At 58.2% G+C, this 22558-nt stretch carries 16 protein-coding genes; 4 read left to right on the forward strand and 12 right to left on the reverse strand.

The window, feature by feature from the left end; translation table 11 throughout:
- Window positions 1-56 precede the first annotated feature (56 nt).
- Together KRR23_RS18910 and KRR23_RS18915 are read right to left on the reverse strand one after the other, a co-directional pair.
- The gene (locus tag KRR23_RS18910; protein ID WP_216743743.1) at window positions 57-3206 is read right to left on the reverse strand and encodes an efflux RND transporter permease subunit; all 3150 of its coding nucleotides are present in this window, start codon (window positions 3204-3206) and stop codon (window positions 57-59) included.
- Window positions 3203-4312, reverse strand: a complete 1110-nt coding sequence (locus KRR23_RS18915) for an efflux RND transporter periplasmic adaptor subunit (protein ID WP_216743744.1) — start codon at window positions 4310-4312, stop codon at window positions 3203-3205. Before KRR23_RS18915 ends, KRR23_RS18910 begins: the two co-directional genes overlap by 4 nt.
- Before the next feature lie 220 nt (window positions 4313-4532).
- Here KRR23_RS18915 and KRR23_RS18920 point away from each other — a divergent pair, with 220 nt between their 5' ends.
- Both KRR23_RS18920 and KRR23_RS18925 read left to right on the forward strand, forming a co-directional pair.
- The gene (locus KRR23_RS18920; protein ID WP_216743745.1) at window positions 4533-5993 is read left to right on the forward strand and encodes an efflux transporter outer membrane subunit; all 1461 of its coding nucleotides are present in this window, start codon (window positions 4533-4535) and stop codon (window positions 5991-5993) included.
- Between the two features lie 140 nt (window positions 5994-6133).
- A complete protein-coding gene (locus tag KRR23_RS18925) occupies window positions 6134-6919 on the forward strand; it encodes an SDR family oxidoreductase (RefSeq protein ID WP_216743746.1) in 786 nt (261 codons plus the stop codon).
- Window positions 6920-7030: 111 nt separating this feature from the next.
- Here the strand turns inward: KRR23_RS18925 and KRR23_RS18930 are convergent, their stop codons facing one another.
- The 3 genes from KRR23_RS18930 to KRR23_RS18940 form a co-directional block, all read right to left on the reverse strand.
- On the reverse strand, window positions 7031-8302 hold the full coding sequence (locus KRR23_RS18930) for an OmpP1/FadL family transporter (RefSeq protein WP_216743844.1): 1272 nt from the start codon (window positions 8300-8302) through the stop codon (window positions 7031-7033).
- 199 nt (window positions 8303-8501) lie between these two features.
- Window positions 8502-9128 (reverse strand): TetR/AcrR family transcriptional regulator, encoded by a 627-nt coding sequence (locus KRR23_RS18935; protein WP_216743747.1) that lies wholly within the window; start codon window positions 9126-9128, stop codon window positions 8502-8504.
- Window positions 9129-9585: 457 nt separating this feature from the next.
- Entirely contained in the window at window positions 9586-10704 is a 1119-nt protein-coding gene (locus tag KRR23_RS18940) for an NADH:flavin oxidoreductase (RefSeq protein WP_216743748.1), read from the reverse strand.
- Window positions 10705-10806: 102 nt separating this feature from the next.
- On the opposite strand from KRR23_RS18940, the gene KRR23_RS18945 reads away from it, so the two are divergent.
- Both KRR23_RS18945 and KRR23_RS18950 read left to right on the forward strand, forming a co-directional pair.
- Window positions 10807-11181, forward strand: coding sequence for a helix-turn-helix domain-containing protein (locus tag KRR23_RS18945; RefSeq protein WP_216743749.1), 375 nt, complete (start codon window positions 10807-10809; stop codon window positions 11179-11181).
- A gap of 422 nt (window positions 11182-11603) precedes the next feature.
- Window positions 11604-12650, forward strand: coding sequence for an alpha/beta fold hydrolase (locus KRR23_RS18950; RefSeq protein ID WP_216743750.1), 1047 nt, complete (start codon window positions 11604-11606; stop codon window positions 12648-12650).
- Window positions 12651-12807: 157 nt separating this feature from the next.
- Here KRR23_RS18950 and KRR23_RS18955 read toward each other — a convergent pair whose 3' ends face one another.
- From KRR23_RS18955 to KRR23_RS18985, 7 genes are all read right to left on the reverse strand, one after another.
- Entirely contained in the window at window positions 12808-14847 is a 2040-nt protein-coding gene (locus tag KRR23_RS18955) for a TonB-dependent siderophore receptor (protein ID WP_253912178.1), read from the reverse strand.
- Between the two features lie 459 nt (window positions 14848-15306).
- Window positions 15307-16290: a siderophore ABC transporter substrate-binding protein gene (locus KRR23_RS18960; RefSeq protein ID WP_216743752.1), complete on the reverse strand. Its 984-nt coding sequence runs from the start codon at window positions 16288-16290 to the stop codon at window positions 15307-15309.
- Window positions 16287-17069: an ABC transporter ATP-binding protein gene (locus KRR23_RS18965; protein WP_216743753.1), complete on the reverse strand. Its 783-nt coding sequence runs from the start codon at window positions 17067-17069 to the stop codon at window positions 16287-16289. Before KRR23_RS18965 ends, KRR23_RS18960 begins: the two co-directional genes overlap by 4 nt.
- The gene (locus KRR23_RS18970; RefSeq protein WP_216743754.1) at window positions 17066-18016 is read right to left on the reverse strand and encodes an iron chelate uptake ABC transporter family permease subunit; all 951 of its coding nucleotides are present in this window, start codon (window positions 18014-18016) and stop codon (window positions 17066-17068) included. Before KRR23_RS18970 ends, KRR23_RS18965 begins: the two co-directional genes overlap by 4 nt.
- Window positions 18013-18957 (reverse strand): ABC transporter permease, encoded by a 945-nt coding sequence (locus KRR23_RS18975; RefSeq protein WP_216743755.1) that lies wholly within the window; start codon window positions 18955-18957, stop codon window positions 18013-18015. The genes KRR23_RS18970 and KRR23_RS18975 overlap by 4 nt, the downstream gene beginning before the upstream one ends.
- Window positions 18954-20723 (reverse strand): ABC transporter ATP-binding protein, encoded by a 1770-nt coding sequence (locus tag KRR23_RS18980; RefSeq protein WP_216743756.1) that lies wholly within the window; start codon window positions 20721-20723, stop codon window positions 18954-18956. The genes KRR23_RS18975 and KRR23_RS18980 overlap by 4 nt, the downstream gene beginning before the upstream one ends.
- Window positions 20717-22507, reverse strand: a complete 1791-nt coding sequence (locus tag KRR23_RS18985; RefSeq protein WP_216743757.1) for an ABC transporter ATP-binding protein — start codon at window positions 22505-22507, stop codon at window positions 20717-20719. The genes KRR23_RS18980 and KRR23_RS18985 overlap by 7 nt, the downstream gene beginning before the upstream one ends.
- Window positions 22508-22558: the final 51 nt, after the last annotated feature.

Raw genomic sequence — 22558 nt, forward strand, 5'->3', positions numbered from 1 at the left:
AACCCTCTTCATTTTTCAGTCGACACCCAATAAAAACAGCAAGCTATGGCGTACGGCTAAAGCTTTGTGGTGAGGTGAGTGGCGAGAGGACGGGGTGGCGTCCGATCCTCCAGGTTTGCTTGCCTTTTCGCTGATTCAGGTTGATCCGTATTGTCAGGACGGATCTTGAACCAGATGGAGTACATCGCTGGCAGGAACACCAGCGTCATGATGGTTCCGACGAACGTGCCTCCGATCAGCGTGTAGGCCAGCGTCCCCCAGAAGACGGAGTGTGTCAGCGGAATGAATGCCAGGATTGCCGCAAGCGCTGTCAGCAGTACCGGGCGGGCACGTTGTACCGTGGCTTCGACTACTGCGTGAAACGGGTCCAGCCCTTCTTGCGCGTTGTGATGGATTTGCCCAATCAGAATCAGCGTATTGCGCATCAAGATGCCCGACAACGCGATTAAACCGACCAGAGCATTGATACCAAACGGCTGCTGGAAGATAAGCAGTGTCGGTACCACACCAATCAACCCTAACGGCGAGGTGAGGAACACCATGATCAACGCCGAGATTGAACGGACCTGCACAATGATGATGAGCAATGTCACGGCTATCATGATTGGCAGCAACGGTAAAATCGCCTTACCAGCCTTGCCTGACTCCTCGATTGCACCCGCCTGCTCAATCCGGTACCCGCCAGGCAGCTTGTCTATGACCGGCTGCAGCTCCTTCATGATCACGCTCGAGACGTCCGGTGGCTGCAAGCCTTCGGCAATGTCGCCGCGCACGGTAATGGTCGGCGTGCGGTCACGACGTCGGAGGATCGGATCCTCCATACGAACATCGACCTCTCCCACCTGAGACAGCGGAATCCGCTGACCCGCCGTGCCTACCAGCGTAAAACCTTCTATCTTGGCGGGATCGAGCCTGATATCCCCCGCTGCGCGACCCACCACCTGCACCGAGCGAATGTCCTCACGAACTGCGGTGATCGGTACTCCGGCCAGCAGGAACTGCAGTTGCTGCGCAACTGAGTTTGACGTCAACCCCACCGCCTCCAAGCGATCCTGATCCAGAGCGAAATGCAGCGTCGGCGTCAGCGGTCCCCAATCGGTGTTGACGGTTCTCATCATCGGGCTCGACTGCAACACGTCCTGTACCTGGCCCGCAATCTCGCGCAACTTTGACGGATCAGGCCCCATCACCCGATAGGCAACCGGGAATGGCGAATACGGACCAAATACAATTTGAGATGCCCTGACTCGGGCCTCTGGGGCGAGGCCTGCAGCGACCGCTTCGCGAAGACGGAACTTGAGGGTTTCACGTGCCTCCTGACTGTCCGTCAGCACCACGATCTTGGCGAACGATGGATCGGGCAGTTCTGGCGCCATCGCCAGGAAGAAACGCGGCGCGCCCTGCCCAATATAAGCCGTGACGATTTTTGCCTCTTCCTGCTGTTGCAGCCAGGCCTCGACCTTTGCGGCAGTGGCACTGGTCTGCTCGATGGAGGTTCCGTAGGGCATTTGCACCTCGACCATCACCTCGGGACGGTCCGAGGTCGGGAAGAACTGCTTCTTCACCAGGCTCATGCCTAAAACTGCCACGAAAAACAGCGTGATAACCGTGCCAGCCACCAGCCATTTGCGGGCGATGACCCGTGTCAGAACTCCGCGGAAGCGGTTGTAACGGGGAGTGTTGTAGATAGCCGCATGCCCACCCTCTACCTTCTTGATGTTTGGCAACAACTTCACCCCCAGGTACGGAGTAAAAGCGACCGCAACCACCCAGGAAGCGATCAAAGCAATGCCCACGATCCAGAACATGTTGCTGGTGTACTCGCCGGCTGTCGATTGCGCGAAGCCGTTCGGCAAAAAGCCGATAGCCGTCACTAGCGTACCGGCAAGCATCGGCGCGGCCGTATGACTCCAGGCGTACGCGGAAGCTTTGATGCGGTCGTAGCCCTCTTCCATTTTCACCACCATCATTTCGATAGCAATGATGGCGTCGTCCACCAGCAGTCCAAGCGCCAGAATCAACGAGCCGAGGGTAATACGGTCAAAGTTCTTTCCGGTGGCCGCCATCACTACAAACACTATCGCCAGCGTCAACGGTACCGCCGCGGCGACCACGATGCCTACCCGCCAGCCCATGCTGAGAAAGCAAACAAGCATCACCACAAGCAGCGCGACAAAAAATTTGACCATGAACTCGCCAACGGCCGAGTCAATGTTCACGGCTTGATCAGTGACCTTGGTCAGCGTCATGCCCAGCGGCATGCCTTCATTTATCTTCGTCGTCTCGGCGTCCAGCGCCTTGCCCAGGTCCAGGCCATTCCAGCCCTCGCGCATTATGACCCCCAGCAACAAGGCCTCTTCGCCGTTATTGCGCACCAGGAAGGTGGCAGGGTCTTCGTAGCCTCGTTCAACCGTCGCCACGTCCGAGAGCTTCAACGTGCGCCCCTGAATCGCCAGAGGCGTGTCACGAATTTTCTCCAATTTATCGAAAGCGCCATCCACCCGCAGGAAAACCTGCGGCCCGTTGGTTTCGATGGAACCGGCGGGTGTGAGCACGTTCTGGCTATTCAGCGCGGCGAAGATGTCCTGGGGAGAAACGCCCAAGGTGGCCAGTCGGTCATGGGAGAAGGACACAAAAATGCGCTCGGCTTGCTCACCGATGATGTTGACCTTCTTCACGCCCGGGACATGCAACAGTTGTTGGCGCAACGACTCAGCATCACGCACCAACAGTCGCTGCGGCTCGCCTTTGGCTTTCAACGCGAACAGCGCAAACGTCACGTCCGAATACTCGTCGTTGACCAATGGCCCGATCACACCCGCCGGTAGCTTGGTGGCTTCGTCGTCGAGCTTTTTACGCGCTTGATAGAACTCCTCCTGCACTTGCGAGGGCGGCGTGCTATCGAGCAGTGACACCATCGTGAAAGCGAGGCCAGGACGGGTGTAGGTTTCCGTGCGGTCGTACCATTTCAGTTCTTGCAGGCGTTTTTCAAGTGGCTCTGCTACCTGATCCTGCATCTCCTGCGCCGTAGCGCCCGGCCACGCGGTAATGACCGTCAACTGCTTGACCGTAAACGGAGGATCCTCCGCACGCCCCAGTTGGAAGAACGACAGAATACCCGCAACGGCGATCAGGAAGATCAGAAACACCGTGATGGAGCGCTCACGAACGGCGATCGCGGAAAGATTGAAGCGCCCCTCGCTCATGGATGACTCCCGGCAACCTTGACGTCACCCGGCTGAGCCAGTCTCACCTCCTCACCATCGCGCAGCAGATGCGCGCCTAACGCTACAATCTTTTCGCCGACCTTGAGATCGCCTGCGACTCGCGCTGCGTCGTCGCTCAAGCCCAGGACCTGAACAGATCGCCAAGTCACTTTCGCCGGTGTACCGGCGATGACCCACACGCCAGTGCCTTGGCCTGGGTCATAAACGGCAGCGATCGGTACTTGCAGCCCCTGCCCTTGCGTGGTGCTTTCAGCGATCCGAAGTGTGACGGTCGAACCTAGCGGTGCATTGGCCAGTGCGCCCTCAAGCACATACCGCGCCTCGAAGGTGCGCGTCATACGGTCGGCCGAGTCAGAAAGCAGCCTCAGCTTCGCTGTAACAGCACCCGTGGTATTGCCATAAAGCGTCGCCTGCGCGGTGGATCCTGCTGCGGGGCGTAGCGTCTCGGGCAGATGCACGATGGCTTCGCGCTGCCCCGCCCGCGCCAGTCGAACCACGGGCTGCCCCGGGCTGACGACTTGCCCGGGCTCGGCGAGCGTCTCCACCACAACGCCGTCGGAATCCGCAAACAGCACCGCATAACCAGAAGCATTACGGGCCACGTCGGCCTGCGCTTCAGCGGCGCCAAGCTGCGCCTTTGCGGTATCCGCTGCGGCTTTGATCTGGTCGTAGGCCGATGCAGAAATAGCGCCTGCGGCAACCAGACTGCGGTATCGCGCCTCGTCATCTGCTGTCTGCTTGGCTCGGGCCCGAGCGGCGATGACCGACTCTTGCTGTGCTCGCGCCTGCAACCCCAGGTCGATTGGGTCGAGACGCATGAGTGGCTGACCACGCTTAACGGTCTGACCGGTGTCAACCAGACGCTCAAGCACCTTGCCTGATACCCGAAAACCCAGATCGCCCTGGACGCGGGCAGCCACGACGCCAGTGAAAGAACGTGAGACGTCGGACGAACCCTGAACCGCAGAGGACCTCACCAGAGGAGCATGCGTACGTGGATCTTCAACGGTGGATGAGTCGCCACACGCCGTCAGGACGAGAGGCAACAAGCAAGCGGCAATGGGGACAGGTCGAAGCCGGCGCATAGGTTCCCTTACTTATACAAATAGGACAGGCGTCATATTCTCAGTCCAGTGACCAATACTGTCAATGGTCACATTCTGTGAATTGCCAAGCCCCTCGACCTAAGCACCAGGTCCGCCGCACTTATTCAGCCAATTCCGAACACAGCTCAAAGAGCGTCGATTGACAGAATGTGACCACAACGTAATATGGTCACAAACATCCTCGATTGAAGGTACCTAAATGCCTCCCCTCCGCCCCATTGCTCTCTTGGTGAGTGCCAGTTTGATGACAGGTTGCGCGGTCGGTCCGGACTATCACCGTCCGGACGCCCCACTTTCGGACCATTACTTGGGGCAGTCTTCTGTCGAACAGAGGCCTGGGGCGACGCCGGCCAGTCTTGTCGCCTGGTGGGAAGGCTTTGGTGATCCGCTGTTAGCCGACTTCGTCTCCAAGGCACTTGAGCAGAACCTGGATCTGGCGCAGGCGTCGGCGCGAGTCACGCAGGCACGGGCAGGACTGGGCGCCGCAAATGCCGCTTTACTGCCCTCGGGGAACATCAGCGGACAGGCCGCGCGCTCCTACCAGTCAATCGAGACTCCGCTCGGCCAGGTGTTGAACTCAACACCTGGCTATGATCGGTACGGAAGTTCCTACGAGGCCAACCTCGATGCCAGCTGGGAGGTAGATGTCTTTGGCGGATTGCGCCGCGGACGCGAGGCTGCTCTGGCCGAGTACCAGGCTTCCCAGGCGGGCGTCGCTGCCACACGATTGGCCGTCGCTGCACAGACCGCCGATATCTACATCACTATCCGCGGACTGCAGACCCGGCTGGACATTGCGAACCGACAAGTCAAAACACAGCAGGAGCTACTAGAGAAAGTCCAATTGCTCTACAGCAAGGGGCTCGCCGCCAACTATCAGGTTCGCCAGGCCGAGGGGGCGCTATCGCAGGTCCAGGCGACAGTGCCGGTCCTGCAGACCGGTCTGGATGCTGCCATGAATGCGCTGGATGTCATGCTCGGCACGCCGCCAGGCACTCACCGCACACAACTGGCAAGTGCGGGGAGCATTCCTGTAGCGCCGCAATTAAAGGCGATGGGAACGCCGGCCGATTTGCTGCGCCGCAGGCCAGACCTCATTGTGGCTGAGCGCCGTCTTGCGGCCTCAAACGCGCGCATCGGGGAGGCGATTGCTGAGTGCTACCCGAAATTCTCCCTCAGCGCATTGCTGGGTAGTGCTACGGCTGTATCCGCAGGTAATCTTTTCACCAGCGGCGCCAGCCAGTCGGCGGGCGTATTGGGACTGCGCTGGAGACTCTTCGACTTCGGTCGCATAAACGCCCAAATCGACCAAGCCAAGGGACAGGAAGCCGAAACCCTGGCCGCTTACCGTCAGTCCGTGCTGCGCGCCACCGAGGATGTCGAGAACGCGTTCTCCTCCCTGGTGAATCGGGAAGCTCAAGCAACCACCCTCACCGGGGGTGAGGCGTCTCTGACACAGGCTCGCCAATCGTCGTTCATTGCCTATGAGAAAGGCACGGCCAGCCTGATCGACGTCCTGCACGCCGACGAGACGATGCTGCAGGCTTCCGATGCTCGGGCGCAAGCGCGAACGGAATCGGCACGAGCGGCGGTTGCGGCATTCAAGTCGCTAGGTGGTGGCTGGCAACCTCCTGAAGCCCAGCCTGTTGCGACACGATGATTTAACCAGGTGACGTAGCACTTGATGCACGCACCTCCCCCTCCTCTTTCAGCTACCACCCAATCCGAGAGCGGGTTCGCTCACCGACTGACGCGGTCAGCAGCCAATTGCTCAATAGAAACCAACCGGAGTAAAGCGAAATGAAATCGAACGAGAATTCCTGGGTGCTCATCACCGGAGCATCAAGCGGATTTGGCGAGGAGTTTGCCCGGCAATATGCAGCGCAAGGAAAATCGCTCGTTCTGGTAGCAAGAAGGCTGAGTAAGCTCGAAGCGCTATCGGCGCAGTTGCGCGAACGCTTCGGCGTTGATGTGATCGTCGAACAAGTAGACCTGTCCTCGATCCCGGCGATCATCGAACTGCATGAGCGACTCAGCGAACGCAATATAGTGATCGATGTGCTCATCAACAATGCGGGTCATGGATTGCAGGGGCCTTTCCTGGATCAACCTCTGGATGAGTCCCTGACCATGATTGATTTGGATATCGCCAGCCTGACAGCCCTGACACGCCTTTTCGCGGCCGACATGCGAGCCCGCAAACGTGGGCACATCCTGATGGTCGCAAGCTTGCTGTCCTTCCAGGGAGTGAAGAGTTTCGCCGTTTACTCTGCCGCGAAAGCCTATGTTCTTCGCTTCTCTGATGCGCTTCATCGCGAACTGAAAAATGACGGCGTCGTCGTTACCGCACTTTGCCCAGGAATGTCGGATACCGGATTTGCAGAAAGCGCCAAGCAAAAGATCACGCCGGCCTTGAAAAGGGTGATGATGCAGCCCGAACCCGTCGTACGAGCTGGAATCCGCGCCCTGCAAGCCGGACGTATGAGTGTCGTGCCAGGTTTTGGCAACAAGGTCATCACTGTCTTGACTTGGGCCACGCCACGTCGGTTTCATCAGAGCCTGATGGCACAGGTGATGGGAGTCTGAGGGGGCGAAAAAGAGGCCTTTTACCTCAAGGGAAAGGCCCGAGATGTGTTCTTAAAGGTCGGGAGGCAACGCGTGCTCCCGACCGGACATTTATCGTGTAACAGCACTCAATTAGAAGCGGTAACTCACAGACGTACCGAGCCCGCTCGCACTGTTCTTATATTTGGCACTGTATGCACCTCTGGTCGGCGAGGTTTCGTTGACCTGCACGCTCTCCTCCCACAGGTAGGAATAAGCAACATCGATCGTGACATTGTCCGCCGGAGTCCAGCCAGCACCGAAGCTGATAACCTTCCGGTCGCCCGTGGGAATACGTGGTCCTCGGTTGGTATTGTTGGTGGGCGACTGATCAACCGAAAGACCTGCGCGAAGTACCCATTGGTTGTTCAGTTGATACGCCGCACCTATAGCGTGAGCCCACGTATCGTGCCAATTCTGTTCTTCGGTAATGGTGCCCAGCGCGCCGCTCAACACAGGGGGTAAACCCGTGTTCTCGATGGTTAACTCTTTGAAGCGACTCCAACGAGTCCAGGTACTCCCCAAATATAGAGTCCAGTCATTATTGAGCTGATGAGTCGCCGAGAAGTCCACAGACTCTGGGGTATCCACATCCAGCGAAGCGTCATAACTCCGGCCGCTGACCCCCAACACGCTAAAGATGCCGTCAGTGACCTTGGTCTTGGCGTCCAAGTGGTAACTGACCTTGGAATGGTAGGTCATTCCCAGGCGGGTTCGGTCTGTAGCCTGCACCAGGATACCGGCGTTGAAACCGAGGGCCATGTCGTCGCCCGTGCTTTTGAGTTTTCCGTCATTGCGACCTGGGCTCAGTGGATTGGGCACCATCCCGGACAGCTCACCGGTGATGCGGTTGATAGTCGGACCGAACCCGATCGAAACTTTGTCGTTAAAGGCATAGCTGATGGTGGGCTGGAACGTAAGCGTCGTGACCTCACTTTTGTTGGCGTAGTAACGCCCGGCAAAACCGCTGCCATAGTCAGTCATCAGACCGAAAGGTACATAAAAACCTACACCGAACGCCCAATGCTCATCGATGGGCTTGACGTAGTAACCCATAGGCACTGTGGTGGTTGGCACCATGTCGCCGTCTTCCTGGCCTCCGAATGTACTGCGGGTCTGGCTTATGTCGGACTTAGCGAAAAGAGTCGCAGCCCCCACGCTGACCTGCTCTCTTTTCAAGCGAGACATGCCCGCGGGATTACCGAAGACCGTGCTCGCATCTTCAGCGGATGAGGAGCGCCCGGCAAACCCGGCCCCCATCCCACTGACGCTTTGTTCATTGAGAGCGAAACCGCTTGCAAACACATTTGAAGATGCGAGCACGACAGCGAGGCCAAGTGGGCTCTTGAGCACTATTTTTTTCATTGTTTGAACTCTATGGGGATCACTGAGATGAAGCAGTAGAAGCAATGGCTCACCATATTTATTCATGTGACCAATTCAGTCAACGGTCACAATGCGAATAAATGAAATGCCCTTCGACGACTGGAAGAAGGGCAAAGTGAAAATCCGTTTTGGTGATGTGTCGCTTACACAGGCATGACGTAAAACCGTTAGCCGAAGGTCAAGGCATGAGGCTACGCAAAATGAGGTTGGAGGTGAGCGTGGGCGCCTCCTCGACATAATCGAGGTTGTACTGCAGGAGTAAAGGATTGACGAAAGGCCGCAAAGCCAGATGTATCGCTTCTACTGTTTCGTCCAGGGGAGTCTTGCGTTCAAATTCGCCAATCTCTCGCCCCTCTCGCACGATTTGCAACACGAAGCGTTTGATCTGTGCGTCATAAGCCTGCGTACTGGGCCAGTTTTCCGACGCCGCGAACGCTGCAATGTCATAGAGTTTTCGGTCGTTAAAGAACAGATTCACACCTGTGGCGATCACAGTTTTGACCAAACGTCGAAAGCGCTCAGTCGGCGACAGGTCTTCTTCATTGATAGCCTGCTCCACGGCAGCGACGATTTCTGCCAGGCAATTTGCGCAGATGGCTTCACCGATCGCCTGCTTGGAATCAAAAAATTTGTAGATGTAGGCCTTTGAAAACCCAATAGCCTTAGCCAGGTCGGAAACCGTGGTTTTGCCGTAGCCGTACTGACTGAAGTGTTCGTTAGCCGCCGCAACAATCTGGTCTCGAATGTCGTGATCGGCCGGGCCACGGGCGTTGGGTGAAGATGAAGATATTGATGGCTGATTCATTCGAACAGCTTACTCACCCAATCGCCGACTGACAACTTGTGACCGACAAGATATATAGTCACAAATCGACCATGATGAACACTTTTCCAAGCGCCCATGAGCTCCAGCCGGTCCGGCGTGGGACACGGGTGAGGTTTGCCGGTAACGAATGGAACGGCAATGGAGGCACAAGGACTAATGCGGATATTGCCGGCGTGAGAAATCGCTACATGAGTTCAGTCATACGACAGAGCCTCCCCGCGCCATGAAGAATCTAACGCTACATTACCTAGCGACACTGCAACGCAATCCTGTTTGCGCGGATGTTGAGTGGCCTTGACATGTTCGCTCAATTGAAACAGTCATGGCGCACTCAACAGCAGATTACGATCTCCAACTCGCAGCATCCGAGGCTAGACCTCTGATTCCTTCAGACTAAAACCTTTGTGGCATCACACTCTCCACTCCCCTATAAGGCTCAAACCAATTCGGCTAAAGATGCCGGGTTGAAGCCCTTCAGATCTGCGTAGTCGCCTTTTTCCACTTTGGCGGCCCAATCCTTGTCACTCAGCAGAACACGCCCTAGAGCGATCAGATCAAACTCTTCGCGCTCCATGCGCTCGACGAGCCGATCCAGACTCGCTGGGGTTGATCCCTTGCCGGCGAATGCGTGAGTAACATCATTATCCAGCCCGACCGAACCGACGCTAATGGTTGTGGCTCCAGTGACTTTCTTCGCCCAGCCCGCGCAGTTCAGTCCATTCTCCCCGTCAATTTCGGGAAATTCAGGGTCCCAGAAGCGTCGTTGCGAGCAATGCAGAACATCAACACCAGCCTCAACCAACGGTAGCAGCCAGTCTTCCATTAATGCAGGGGTCTCGGCGAGGCGCACTCCAAAGTCCTGCTGCTTCCATTGACTAACGCGCATGATGATAGGGAATTCGGGCCCGACCGCATGACGCACTGCAGACACAATCTCAGCGGCAAAACGCGAGCGCTCCTTGATCGTCAGTCCGCCATAACGATCGGTGCGCTGATTGGTGCCGGCCCAGAAGAACTGATCGATCAAATAACCATGAGCCCCATGGATCTCAACGGTGTCGAAACCCAGGCGTTTGGCATCCGCCGCTGCCTTGGCGAATGCAGCAACTGTGTCTGCAATATCCTCTTCGCTCATCGCCACTCCGCGAGGGTCATTTGGCGAATCGAGGCCAGAAGGGCTTTCGACGAGCGCATCAGGCTCCCAGCCAGTGACGTCACGCACTGCACCGGTGTGCCAAATTTGCGGCCCCATACGGCCACCCGCATTGTGAACAGAATCAATCACGTTCTTCCATCCGGCTAGCGCTGCCTCACTGTGAAAAAAAGGAATGCCGGAACCATTACGTGAAGCGGGACGATCAACGACGGTCCCTTCTGACAAGATCAATCCAACCCGGCCCTCAGCACGCCGCCGGTAGTACGCAGCGCTCGCTTCGCCGGGAATGCCCTCAGGCGACAATTGCCTCGTCATCGGCGCCATGACAATCCGGTTTTTCAGTTCAAGCGACCGGATGGAAAAAGGACGAAATAAAATGCTGGTATCAGGGTTTGACATTGGATGGACTCCATTTGCTTTGGGAGGCCATATAAGTATATTTTGTAAACCAAATGTCAATTAGGCACCTAGAGTCGCCTAGGTATACATGAGGAAACTTCGATGCTGGAATTAAAGCCGCAATGTTTTTCGTCGGAGTGCCCAAGCCGGGCGCTGTTCGACCAAATCGCAGATAAGTGGTCAATGATGGTTCTGGCGGTGCTTGATGACGGGCCGCATCGCTTTAATGCCATCAGGCGCCGCCTGGAGGGCGTAACTCAGAAGGCACTTACACAGTGCCTGCGACGGCTGGAACGAAATGGTCTCGTCTCGCGCCAGGTCATCTCGTTCTCGCCCGTGGCAGTGCAGTATGAGATCACCCAACTTGGTCGAACACTTCAGCAGCCATTTCGCGAATTGCATAAATGGACGCTCGACAAATTGCCCGAGGTTGAAGCGGCCCGGTTGAAGTTTGACGAAGCCACGCAGGTAAGCTGACGGTGTGATTCTTTTTATCGACTCGCCGCTATTGCCATCCTGCAACGCATTACTTGATAGATTGCTGGCGGTATCCCTAAACCTACCAACGCCCACATTAAGTGCCTAATTGACTCTAGGTTTATCTGCAACCGTCTGATGAAGTTATTGCTGGCTCAGACGATCGCAGAGGCAACGCTACCAGGTATTGGGCGAGCGGAATCCGAATCCATCTTGGTCTCTGTTAGAGATCACCATTCGCGATCGCTCGCAAACTTGATGCAACTGGGGGCAAAATTGGGGGCATATTTGAACTTTTTCTGCCTAAAAATATTGTTCTAGAGCCTAGTCAAAATGTTCTTTGGCGACCCTGAGAGCCTTTGAAGGGCTGACGCGTCAGCCCAGTTTTCCATCAGTTGATCCAGTCAAGGAAGATAAAAACAATGAAAAAAGCTTTTGCCACCCTGCTTCTGACCTGTCTCTGCCCCCACGCACTCGCTGACAGCAACCCTATCGGCTTCCAGTCCTCGACCCTGCCAGACGCGCACAACAAGCGTGCGCTGGAGATGGTCGTCTGGTACCCGAGTGCAACCTCTACCAAACCGCAATTGATCGCCGACAGCCCGGCGTTCGTTGGTGCCCTCGCCGTACGCAATGCGCCAGCGGCTGCCGGCGAACATCCGTTGGTGGTGCTCTCCCACGGCTTCCGTGGCAACTTGGGCAATCAGGACTGGCTGGCCAGCACACTCGCCCACCAAGGTTACATCGTCGCGGCGATCAATCATCCGGGCACCACCACCAAGGATCGCAGTCCTGAAGCGGCCGCCCAGCTGTGGCAACGACCTGCCGACGTGAGCCGAACCATCGATGCGGTCATGGCTCAGCCGGAACAATTCGGCGCGGTCGCGAAGCGTCGAATTGCAGTGGTCGGTCATTCCCTCGGCGGCTGGACCGCACTGGAAATCGCCGGAGCACGCTTCGATCCCGAGCGGTTTGCCCAAGACTGCAAGGCGCATCCGCAGTTGGCCGGTTGCAGCGTTTACCAACAGATCAACCCCGGCAGCATCCCAGAGTCAAAGAGTCGATTAGGCTCTGACCTGAGCGACAAACGCGTCACCGCGATTGTCTCGCTAGACTTGGGCCTGTCACGCGGGTTGACCGATGCGAGCCTCGCGGCGCTGCCGGTTCCGGCACTGGTGATCGCGGCGGGCGTGCCCTCTGAAGACCTTCCCGCGCAGATGGAGTCTGCCGACCTGGCCAAACGGCTGCCACAAGCCTCGACGCGCTACGTCGAGATCAGCGACGCCAGCCACTTCAGTTTCTTGTCGCTGTGCAAACCGGGCGCGGTGAAGTTGCTCGAAGCCGAGGCGCCGGAGGACGGCATAATTTGCCAGGATGGCGACGGCGGGCGATCGCGTGAGGTGATTCATCAGCAAGTGGCGTCGCTGATTACTGGATTTCTGAGTCCGGCGCCTCGTAATGAGCGGTAGCCTTACCCCCGCCTGATTTCTGACCCACAGACACGATAAAGCCCCGATCAATCGGGGCTTTATCGTTAAATCCAGCGAGAATTCCCGCGGGCCGTATCGTACTGCCAAGACCGGAGAAAGTCGTAGAACTCTCCCCCGCCTCTTGGCTGGCCGACTGTCAGAAATCAACCGATGCTGAAAGCTGTAGGGTACGTGGAGCGCCCAGGCCGCCGGACAGGCCACTGCCGTCGCCGCCACTGTAGGAACCGAGCCAGTATGCCCGGTTGGCGAGGTTCTCTACGTTAGCCCGTAAGGTCACAGGTTTGGACATGACCTTGGTGGTGTACCGACCGCCCACATCGAAAACGGTGTAGGACGGCAACTCCATCCGATGGTCGTCCGTAACGTAGCGGCTGCCTACGTAGTTCGTGCCTGCGGTCAGGGTTAGCCCAGGGACCCTCTCCAGATCGTACTCGACCCCAAGTTTGCCGATGATTTTCGGAACGCCGGTCACCTGATTGCCTTCGTTCGCCGCTACCTGCGCCTTCGTCAACACTGCCTGCGTGTAGGAGACACCGCCCATCAAACGCAGATCTGGCTGGGCCTCACCGAAGAAGCTCCATTCAACGCCGCGGTTACGCTGCTCACCATTGACGCCAAAAATGCGGGTGACCGGGTCGGTAAAGGTGCTGGGTTTTTCGATCTGGAACACGGCCAACGTGGTGGCGAACGTACCCAGGTCAAGCTTGGCGCCCACTTCATACTGCTTGGTCTGAATCGGGCTCAGGATTTCACCCGGGTTGGCTGCCGTTGTCGGAGCCGTCCCCCCCTGAGACAGCCCTTCGATGTAGTTCGCGTAGACCGATACATCATCGGTGACCTTGACCAACAACGCGGTAGCCGGCGAAACACGGCTCTCGTCGTAGTGAGAAGTCTTGACCCGCGCCGGGGTCAGGTTAGAGCTTTCCACCGACTGACGTCGTACGCCCAGCGTCCATTGGATGCGATCATCAAGGAACGAAAGGGTATCGAGAAAAGCAACACTGCCCAGCTTGGCTTCGGTCCGAGAGGTGACCGCGCCGAAATTGCCCAAGGGCGGTGTTTGGCCAAAGTCGAGGTTGTAGTAGTTGGTGGTCACGTAGTTGGCAATCTGTTTATCCTTGAAACTCATCTCCGACTTGTACTGTGTAGCCGCCAGCGACCATTGGTGGCCTACGGGACCGGTGTCGAATCTGCCCTTCAGGCCAGCCTCGCCCGATTTCTGGATGCCCTGCCCATCCGAACGATAAGCCAGAACACTGATATCACCGGCGTTGTTGATCAGCGTGTCGCGGGTCATCAGGGAGTTGCGGCCACCCTCCCTCTGCCCATAGGCCGCAAAGGCGGTGAGCGAGTCATTCAAATCGACCTCGCCTCTGAGCAAGAAGGTTTCGGTGTCGTTGGTGGTGTATGCCCAGTCAGGCGCCAGCGCGTAATCACCCTTCTTCGCGCGGGGTACGTTGGTGACTGTGGGGTTGATCGAGGAAATACCGAAGTAGTTGGCGCCCTCTAGATGTTCACGGTGCTTGTAGGCGTCCAACGACAGGCGAATGCGTTCGGCGCGCCAGTCCAGGCCCAGCGCATTGAGCTGCATGTTTTGTTTCTGATCGTCCACGGCGGTGTCGCCGTCGCGGTACGCCCCGTTGTAGCGGATACCAAACTGATTCTGCTCGCCAAAGCGCCGACCCACATCGGCATGTGCACCATATAAACCATTGGATTCAAAAGAGGTCGTCAGGCGTGTCAGCGGTTCGTCGCCGGCGCGCTTGGGCACCATGTTGATGCTGCCTGCGACGCTGCCATCCGGCGGCATGCCGTTCAGCAGCGCGGACGGGCCCTTGAGCACTTCGATGCGCTCAGCCAGCTCGGTCGCGCCGCGCAGGTTTGGCGCCATGCCGATCAGGCCGTTGTAGGTGATGTCGTTGGCGCTGGTATTGAAACCACGAATGAAGAAGGTTTCGAGGATGGCCCGTTTGGAGGGGACATTCACCGATGGATCGGTTGCACCGATTACCGAACCGATGTCCTTCGCCTGGTGGTTGCGCACGAAGTCATCGGTGTAGCTGATGGCGCTGAAGGGAGTCTCCATAAAGTCCTTGGTGCCCAGCAGCCCGACTCGACTGCCAGTGGCAACCTGGCCTCCCGCATAGGCGGGCGGCAGGTCGGCAGACGCGCCCATAGTGCCCTCCACCGTCGTTTCAGACAGGACGAGGCTACCTTCGCCAGTGCCCGTCGGAGACTGTGTTGACGACTCAGGCGCAGCAGCCACTGCCATCGATCCCCCGGTCAGCCCAAGCAATAGCGCCATGTGTACGGCAGAGAAAGTGCGATTCAAGGTAAACGAAAAAGCGCGTTGCGTAGCCTGCGATGAGTCAGGATTGGCGCTGTGTGGGCGGCCGTGTTCCGACATGCTGGATTCCTTTCGATGCGAAGAATTGAAGTTCATTCATTAGGTTTCCGTACCAGAACGCCAATCCCTCAACCCAAATGATAATAATTTGCATATACCGCACCAAGAACACTCCACGGGGCTGGATCAGTGGTGATCCCCAATGACCGAAGCAACATTCGAAAGCCACAAAAAAGGGCCGGTACCTGAACAGGACCAGCCCTTTGTGCTGCAGATACACGTCGTGAATCAGCCCTTGTAGCCCTGAACCACCTCGTCTGCCATTCGATTGAGACAGGTCACGCTAGCGGTACACAGATACCAGGTCTGAGCATCGACAAAGATTACACGGCCGTTGGTCCAGGCCTTGGTCTTGCGCAGCAGCGGGTTATCCAGGCTCTGGATGTCCAGTGCCGGACGATGTTCCATCACCGCGGTGCGGTCGATCACATAGAGAATGTCGGGATCGGCCTGCTGGATAAACTCATTGGAAATCGGCTGTCCATGCAAACCGGCTTCGATGTCAGTGCTGGCCGGTTTCACGCCCAGGGTGTCGAAGACAAAGCCGTAGCGCGACTTCACGCCGTAGGAGGTGAAGGCGCCGTTGTTATGCAGCACGATCAACGCTTTCTCTGGACGCCCTTCGGTGACACGGCGGGTCTGTTCCACCTTGGCTTCCATTTCCGCGACTTTCTGGCGGGCCAGTTCCTCTTTGCCGAGGATGCGTCCCAGGAGGGTCAAATGCTCCTTGGCTGTGCCGATGAGATTGCCTTTTTTGTTGGTCAGGTCCACGTCGTCGTAGACGGTCGGGGCGATCTGGCTGAGTTCCTTATAGCTTTGTGCCTGGAGCGGAGAGATCAGAATCAGGTCGGGCTTGAGCGCATGCAGCCGCTCGAGATTGGGCTGGACAGTCGCCCCTACATCCATGACATTCGAGTCGTCACGGTATTTGGCGAGAAAGCTGGTGACGTAGTCCTTGGCGATACCCACCACCGGCGCCCCCAACTGATCGAGTGTATCGAGCTCGCTCATATCGAAGGCCACTACGCGCTCGGGCAGTTTGGTCACCACGGTTGTGCCCAGAGGGTGCTCGATCTTGATCGGCTCGTAGTGCGCCTGTGCACTCACTGGCGGCGTGGCCTCTGCCGCCGGCTTGTCACATCCCTGCAGCCCGGCCGCTACGGCCATTGCCAGTAGCACTCCACAGAATTTGTTCGCGTGATCCGTGCTCATATCAGTTCCCTTGAAGGTGATGGGTTGAAGTAGTTGCAGACAAACCCTTGTTCGCTCTGCAGGATTTCGAAATCCAGATCAAAAAGTTCCCGCAGGTGCGCCTCGGTAACCACCTCCGCGACCGGGCCATGGCAGTGAACTCCCCCGCCTTTCATGGCAACGATATGATCGGAATAGTTGGCCGCGAAGTTGATGTCATGGACCACCAGGATCACCGTGCGGCCTTGCTCATCACACAAGCGGCGCAGGGCACGCATGATTTGTACGCCATGCTTCATGTCGAGGTTGTTGAGCGGTTCATCCAGCAACAGGTAATCCGTTTGCTGGGCAATGGTCATCGCCAGGAACGCCATCTGCCGTTGTCCGCCGCTGAGTTCGTCAATGTAGGAGAGGCGCAGGGACTGCAAAGACAAGAACTCGATGGCCTCATCGATTGCCTCGCGATCCTGGGCGGTAAGCGCTCCACGGCTGTAGGGGAAGCGCCCGAAGGCGACCAGTTCCTCGACGGTCAGCCGCAGGTTGAAATCCGGGGACTGGCGCAAGGTGGCCACGCGCTTGGCGTAGTCGCGAACGGGCACATCCAGAATGCTGCGCCCGCCAATCAGCACGTCGCCCCGGGTCGGCGCCAGCAGGCGTGCGATCAACATCAGCAGCGTGGTCTTGCCCGCCCCGTTTGGGCCGATCAGCGACGTGACCTGCCCCGGTGGAAACCGGACGCTGACGTCACTCAGGACATGCTTGGTGCCATAGGCCTTGTAAACGTGATTGAGGGCGATCATGGGGTGCCTCGGGTTCGAATCATCAGCGCGAGGAAATACACACCGCACACCAGGTTGATGAGAATGCTGACGGAGGTGTTGTAGTTGAATATCTGCTCGACCAGGTATTGGGCGACAATGAAAATGCCAATGGCGATTGCGCAACTCATGGGCAACGTGACCCGGTGCCGAGCGGTTCGGGCAAGCGCATAGGAGATGTTCGCAACGAACACGCCCATGAATGCCGTCGGCCCGACGAGGCTCGTCGAGATCGCCACCAAAATGGCAATAAGTGCCAGTTGAAGTCGCACGCTGCGCGGGTAATCGACCCCCAGGGAAATGGCTTGGTCACGTCCCAGGGAAAGCACATCGAGCACCGGCAAGGTTCGTTGGGCGATGCAGCACACCGTCGCGACCAGCACGCCCGAATAGATCACTTGCCCAGGTTGCGCCTTGTTGAAGGAGGCGTAGTTGAACCCTTGGAAAATCGAGAATTCTCCGGGGCTGATCTTCAGCTGGATAAATTGGGTAAACGTCCCCATCACCATGCTCAGTACCAGTCCCAACAGGAGCAGCAGGTACACGTTGTTGCTCCCGTCACGGAACAGCCAACGGTGAATAAGCCATGAATAGCCGAGCATCAGCAGGACCGACAACAGGACGTTACCGTCACGCCCCAGCAACACCAGGCTCTGGGTGCCCAGCAGCAGAATCAGTAGTGCCTGGAACAGCAGGTAGATCGCCTCATACCCCATGATCGCCGGCGTCAGTATTCGGTTGCCGGCGATGGTCTGGAAAATCACTGACGAATAGGCAATGCACACCCCGGCAATGCACATCGCCGCCAAACGGGTGAGTCGCTTGGGAATGACATAGTCGAAGTCGAAGCCGGCCCCCAACAACAGGAACGCCATCGCCAGCGCCAGAACCAGCAGCCAGAGACCATAACGGGTAGCCACGTGCCTCATGTGTACTTCCTGATCAGCAGCACGAGAAATAACAGGCCGCCCATACTGCCGGCGGTGAGGCCGATAGGCACTTCGAAGGGGTAGATCAGCAGGCGGCCGAGGATATCGCAGGCCAATAACAACGACGCGCCACACAAGGCGACGATGGGCAATGTTCGCTCCAGATTTTCGCCGTAGTGCAGCGCCACCAGGTTGGGAATCACCAGTCCGACAAAAGGGATCGCCCCCACCGTGATGACCGTGGCGCAAACGGTGACCGCCACGAGCATCAGACCTAGCGCCGCATTGGCCGCATAGTTCAAGCCCAGACTGCTGGCCATGCCCTCACCCATCCCCAGTACGGTAAACCGGTGCGCATACAGGTAGGTGAGCACGACAATCGGCAGGATCAGATAGATGATCTCGTAATTGCCCTGCACGATTTTCGAGAAGTCACCGAGCATCCAACCCTGCATGCTCTGCAAGATGTTGTGACGGTAGGCGTAGAACTCGGCGATGGCGCTCAGTACGCTGCCATACATCAGCCCTATAACCGGAATCATCACCGTATTCTTGAACTTGATACGGCGGATGATCGCGATATAAATCAGGCTCGCGGCAAAACAGAACACCAGGGCAAACAGCATCCTGCCGACAGTACCCGCGGCGGGGGCTACCGTCAGTGAAATCAGAATGCCCAGCTTTGCCGCATCCAGCCCACCGGACGTGGCGGGCTCGACGAACCGGTTACGCACGATCTGCTGCAGGATCACGCCGCAGACGGCCAGCCCTACCCCGGTGAGTATCAGGGCCGCGAGGCGCGGAAGGCGGCTGGCGGTCAGTGTCAGCCAGGCATCTTCGGAAAATGTGAAAAGTGCTGTCCAGGAGACCTGCTTGACTCCCACCATCAGCGAAAGGCAACAGAGCACAACAAACAGGCTCAGCAAGGCTGCACGACTCAAGAATCGTCCTCACTGCCAAGCGCCCCGGCAATGCGCCAGCCCTTTGCGGCCCGGCGCTGAGCGAGAAAGTGCGCGTAGAGCCCTGGCTTGGCACTCAATTGCGCGTGGGAACCTCGCTCGCTGATCTGGCCATTATCGAGCACCAGGATCTGGTCGGCCATGGCCACCGTCGAGAGCTGGTGCGCGATGACGATCAGCGTACGCGTACCACGCAAGCGTGCCAGTGCCTCGGCAATAGCGGCCTGGTTCTCGGCATCGAGCGCAGCAGTGGCTTCATCGACCAACAGAATCGGTGCATCCTTGATCAGCGCACGGGCGATGGAAATCCGCTGGCGTTCGCCGCCGGACAGGCGGGCGCCGCCCTCACCCACGGGTGTATCCAGGCCTTGAGGCAGTCGTTCGATGATCTCCACGACCCCGGCTTGTCGTGCCGCTTCCATCACCTGGGTATCACTGGCATCGGGTTTGCCAATGCGAATGTTGTCGGCGATGCTGCCCTGGAACAGGTAAGCATCCTGGAAGATCTGACTGATCTGGCCGGCCAGTTGCTCGCTGGACATCTGGCGCACATCCACGCCACCGACGATCACAGAGCCTTGAGTTACGTCGAAGAAACGTGCGATCAGCCTCACCAGCGTGGTCTTGCCCGAGCCGGAAGCGCCGACCAGAGCGGTCATGCTGCCCGGTTCGATACGCAGGCTGACCTCATGTAATACATCAGCCTGATCCTCGGCATAACGAAAGCTCACGTTGCGCAGTTCGACGGACCCATCGACGGGTGCCTGCGGCGTTTGCGGTTCAGGCAGCGGCTTGACCGCAAAGATCTCACGCACGGCTCCCAACTGGCCACGCGCGCCACGCAACACCTCGCTATAGCCGGCCACTTCCAGCAACGGATCGATAAAGCGGCTAACCAGCAGCAGTGAAACAATGACCGCGATGACCGATCCCGCCTCCAGGCTTGCGCCCATCAGCTCACTCAGCCATAGCGTGGCGGCTACCAGCAAGGCTGCAAAGCTCGCCTGTACAGCCCAGGCATTGAACACCACAGACATCGCCGAGACGTGAATCAACCGTCTCGCGGAGTCCTGCTGGCGCCCGATGGCCTGTTCAAGAAACTGAGTGCCACCGTCCTCGCCATTGAACGCCCGCAGCACCGATTGCGCCTGGGCGAACTCGACCATGCGCTGGCTGGTGTGGGCAGCGTTGTACTGGAAGTCCTGGTCGGCACGCTGCCCCAAGCGAGCGGTCAATACAAAGACACCCAACAGGATCGGCAGCGTCACCAGTGCGATCAGACCCATCTGCCAGTGCAAGGCGAACAGTGCAATCAGGATCACTACCGGCGTGATCACGCCGGTAATCAGTGGCGTGAAAACGTGGGCGGGAAGCTGAGCCATTTCCATCATGCCCTGGGACGCGACATGGTTTAGCCGCGCGGTGTTTTGCGTGGTGAACCAACCCACCGGCAAACGCGCCACATGGTCGCCGAGCCGATGGCGGCCCCGCTGGAGAACGGCGATGCCGACACGGATTCCGGCTTTCTCCACTGTGCGTCGTAGCGCCCAGCAAATCACCATGCCGATCACCAGCCCGATCAACCATTGCCCCGCTGCGCGCGTTTCACTGCCCAGCAAGCTGGTGAGTATCGGTACCAGGGTGACAATCGTCAGCCCGCAGAGCAGGCCGTAGACCAGCGTCATATAGAGATAGCGCCGCAGCACCGGGGCATCGTCACCCAACAGTTGAATAAAGGTTCTCAGCATGACGGCACCGCCTGTTCCTTGGCCTGTTCGTAGCCGCCCAGTGCCCACAGTCGGGCGTAGCGGCCTTTGCGGGCGAGCAGTTCGTGGTGACGTCCCTGCTCACAAATCGTACCGTTGTCGATCAGAATGATCCGGTCGGCGTGCATCACCGTATCGAGCCGGTGAGCGATCACCATCAAGGTGCGGCCCCGGGCGAATCGCGATAGCGCTTGCTGGAGCTTCACCTCGTTCTCGGCATCGGCTGCCGCCGTGGCTTCATCAAGCACCAGCACCGGCGGGTCCAGCAACACGGCGCGGGCGATACTCACGCGCTGTAACTCGCCACCGGAGAGCTGCACATCCTCACCGATCACCGAGTCATAACCGCGCGGCAAGGCGAGGATGCGCTCGTGAATATTCGCGGTGCGCGCTGCGTCTTCGATTTCCTGCCGGCTGGCCGATGGCCTGCCCAAGGCAATGTTGTCGCGCAGGCTGGCATGGATAAGACGCACTTCCTGCAACACAAAACCGATGCGCCGGTACAACTGCGCGCTCTCGATCTGCCTGATGTCGACGCCGCCCAGCGTAATGCGCCCTTCAGTCGGATCGAAGAAGCGCAGCAGCAGGCGTGCCAATGTCGACTTGCCGGAGCCGGAAGCACCGACAATCGCTGTCACGGTGCCGGGCTTGAGGGTGAAGCCAATGTCCTTGAGCACCGGGCTCTGGCCGTCGTAGCTATAGCCGAGTTGCTCGACGCGAATTTCGGCATTTTCAGGCAACTGCTGGGATTCGCCCACCAGGGTTTCCAGTACCGGCGTTTCCAGTAGCCCATGCACACGCTGGGCAGCGGCGGTAGCATTATTCAGGTCGTGGGTGATGTAGCTCAACAGCAGCAGTGGCGCACAGATGCCCGGCGCCACCAAGGCGAAGGGCAAGACTTCTACCGGCGTGATCCAGCCCAGGCTCACCAGCAAAGTGCCAAAGGCCAGCACCACCCCGAGTACCGCAACCGGGGTGACCATTGCATGGGCGTTGGCCATCGCACTGACCAGCGGCCGGGTGAAGTCGGTGAACGCTTCGGCGAAGGCATCCACCGCCTCACGGTAACTGCCATGGGCCTTGCCCTCGACACCGAAGGCCTTGACCACGGGAATGCCGTTGACGAACTCGACCACTGCGTTGTTGATACGCGCCATACCGGCACCGAACGATTGCATGTTCGCCCCACTGGCCTTGGTTGCCCTGGAGAAAAACAGGAAAAACAGCGGGAATGGCAGCAGGGAGACAATCGCCATGCGCCAGTCCATGGCAAACAGGTACAGGATGGCGATGAGGATCGCACCAACGGTACGGCCCAGCGTGGTAAAGAAATGCGCAGTCAGGCTGTGCAGCGTACCGATGTCATCCTGCATTGCCTGTTTGACTTCACCCGAAGCCCGACTGGTAAACCAACCCAGCGGCACCTTGGCCAGTCGACGAGTAATCGCCAGACGCAAATGGCCGGTGATGTGATTGTCGGCCAGGTGCGCAACCATCTCGCCCACCGAAATCAACGTCATGCCGAGGAACAGGCACACCAGGCTGACGCTGATAACCCGCCAGACCTGACTCTGCATCTGGACCCAGCCGGTAGCGACCTCGGCCTGCCCCATCGAGAACTGTGCGATATGGGCGATGCCGGCCAGTGGCACCATCGTCAGCATGGTCCCGATAGCGGCCAGTACCGCGGCGACAATCAGCCGGCCGCGTACGGGTTTCAGTATTCGGGATACCGAGCCGGCGGCGGGTTTGTCTTTATCACTCATGAGCTCTCCTGAATAACCACTGGTGACAGCCTGAAGGCATGCCTGACTTCC

This window comes from Pseudomonas sp. CVAP#3, from assembly GCF_018986375.1.
GTDB classification, from domain to species: domain Bacteria; phylum Pseudomonadota; class Gammaproteobacteria; order Pseudomonadales; family Pseudomonadaceae; genus Aquipseudomonas; species Aquipseudomonas helvetica.

Excerpts from the sequence above, each read along its gene's own strand:
- KRR23_RS18910 (WP_216743743.1), bottom strand. The coding sequence starts at position 3,206 with ATGAGCGAGGGGCGCTTCAATCTTTCCGCGATCGCCGTTCGTGAGCGC.
- KRR23_RS18915 (WP_216743744.1), bottom strand. The coding sequence starts at position 4,312 with ATGCGCCGGCTTCGACCTGTCCCCATTGCCGCTTGCTTGTTGCCTCTC.
- KRR23_RS18920 (WP_216743745.1), top strand. The coding sequence starts at position 4,533 with ATGCCTCCCCTCCGCCCCATTGCTCTCTTGGTGAGTGCCAGTTTGATG.
- KRR23_RS18925 (WP_216743746.1), top strand. The coding sequence starts at position 6,134 with ATGAAATCGAACGAGAATTCCTGGGTGCTCATCACCGGAGCATCAAGC.
- KRR23_RS18930 (WP_216743844.1), bottom strand. The coding sequence starts at position 8,302 with ATGAAAAAAATAGTGCTCAAGAGCCCACTTGGCCTCGCTGTCGTGCTC.
- KRR23_RS18935 (WP_216743747.1), bottom strand. The coding sequence starts at position 9,128 with ATGAATCAGCCATCAATATCTTCATCTTCACCCAACGCCCGTGGCCCG.
- KRR23_RS18940 (WP_216743748.1), bottom strand. The coding sequence starts at position 10,704 with ATGTCAAACCCTGATACCAGCATTTTATTTCGTCCTTTTTCCATCCGG.
- KRR23_RS18945 (WP_216743749.1), top strand. The coding sequence starts at position 10,807 with ATGCTGGAATTAAAGCCGCAATGTTTTTCGTCGGAGTGCCCAAGCCGG.
- KRR23_RS18950 (WP_216743750.1), top strand. The coding sequence starts at position 11,604 with ATGAAAAAAGCTTTTGCCACCCTGCTTCTGACCTGTCTCTGCCCCCAC.
- KRR23_RS18955 (WP_253912178.1), bottom strand. The coding sequence starts at position 14,847 with ATGGGCGCGTCTGCCGACCTGCCGCCCGCCTATGCGGGAGGCCAGGTT.
- KRR23_RS18960 (WP_216743752.1), bottom strand. The coding sequence starts at position 16,290 with ATGAGCACGGATCACGCGAACAAATTCTGTGGAGTGCTACTGGCAATG.
- KRR23_RS18965 (WP_216743753.1), bottom strand. The coding sequence starts at position 17,069 with ATGATCGCCCTCAATCACGTTTACAAGGCCTATGGCACCAAGCATGTC.
- KRR23_RS18970 (WP_216743754.1), bottom strand. The coding sequence starts at position 18,016 with ATGAGGCACGTGGCTACCCGTTATGGTCTCTGGCTGCTGGTTCTGGCG.
- KRR23_RS18980 (WP_216743756.1), bottom strand. The coding sequence starts at position 20,723 with ATGCTGAGAACCTTTATTCAACTGTTGGGTGACGATGCCCCGGTGCTG.
- KRR23_RS18985 (WP_216743757.1), bottom strand. The coding sequence starts at position 22,507 with ATGAGTGATAAAGACAAACCCGCCGCCGGCTCGGTATCCCGAATACTG.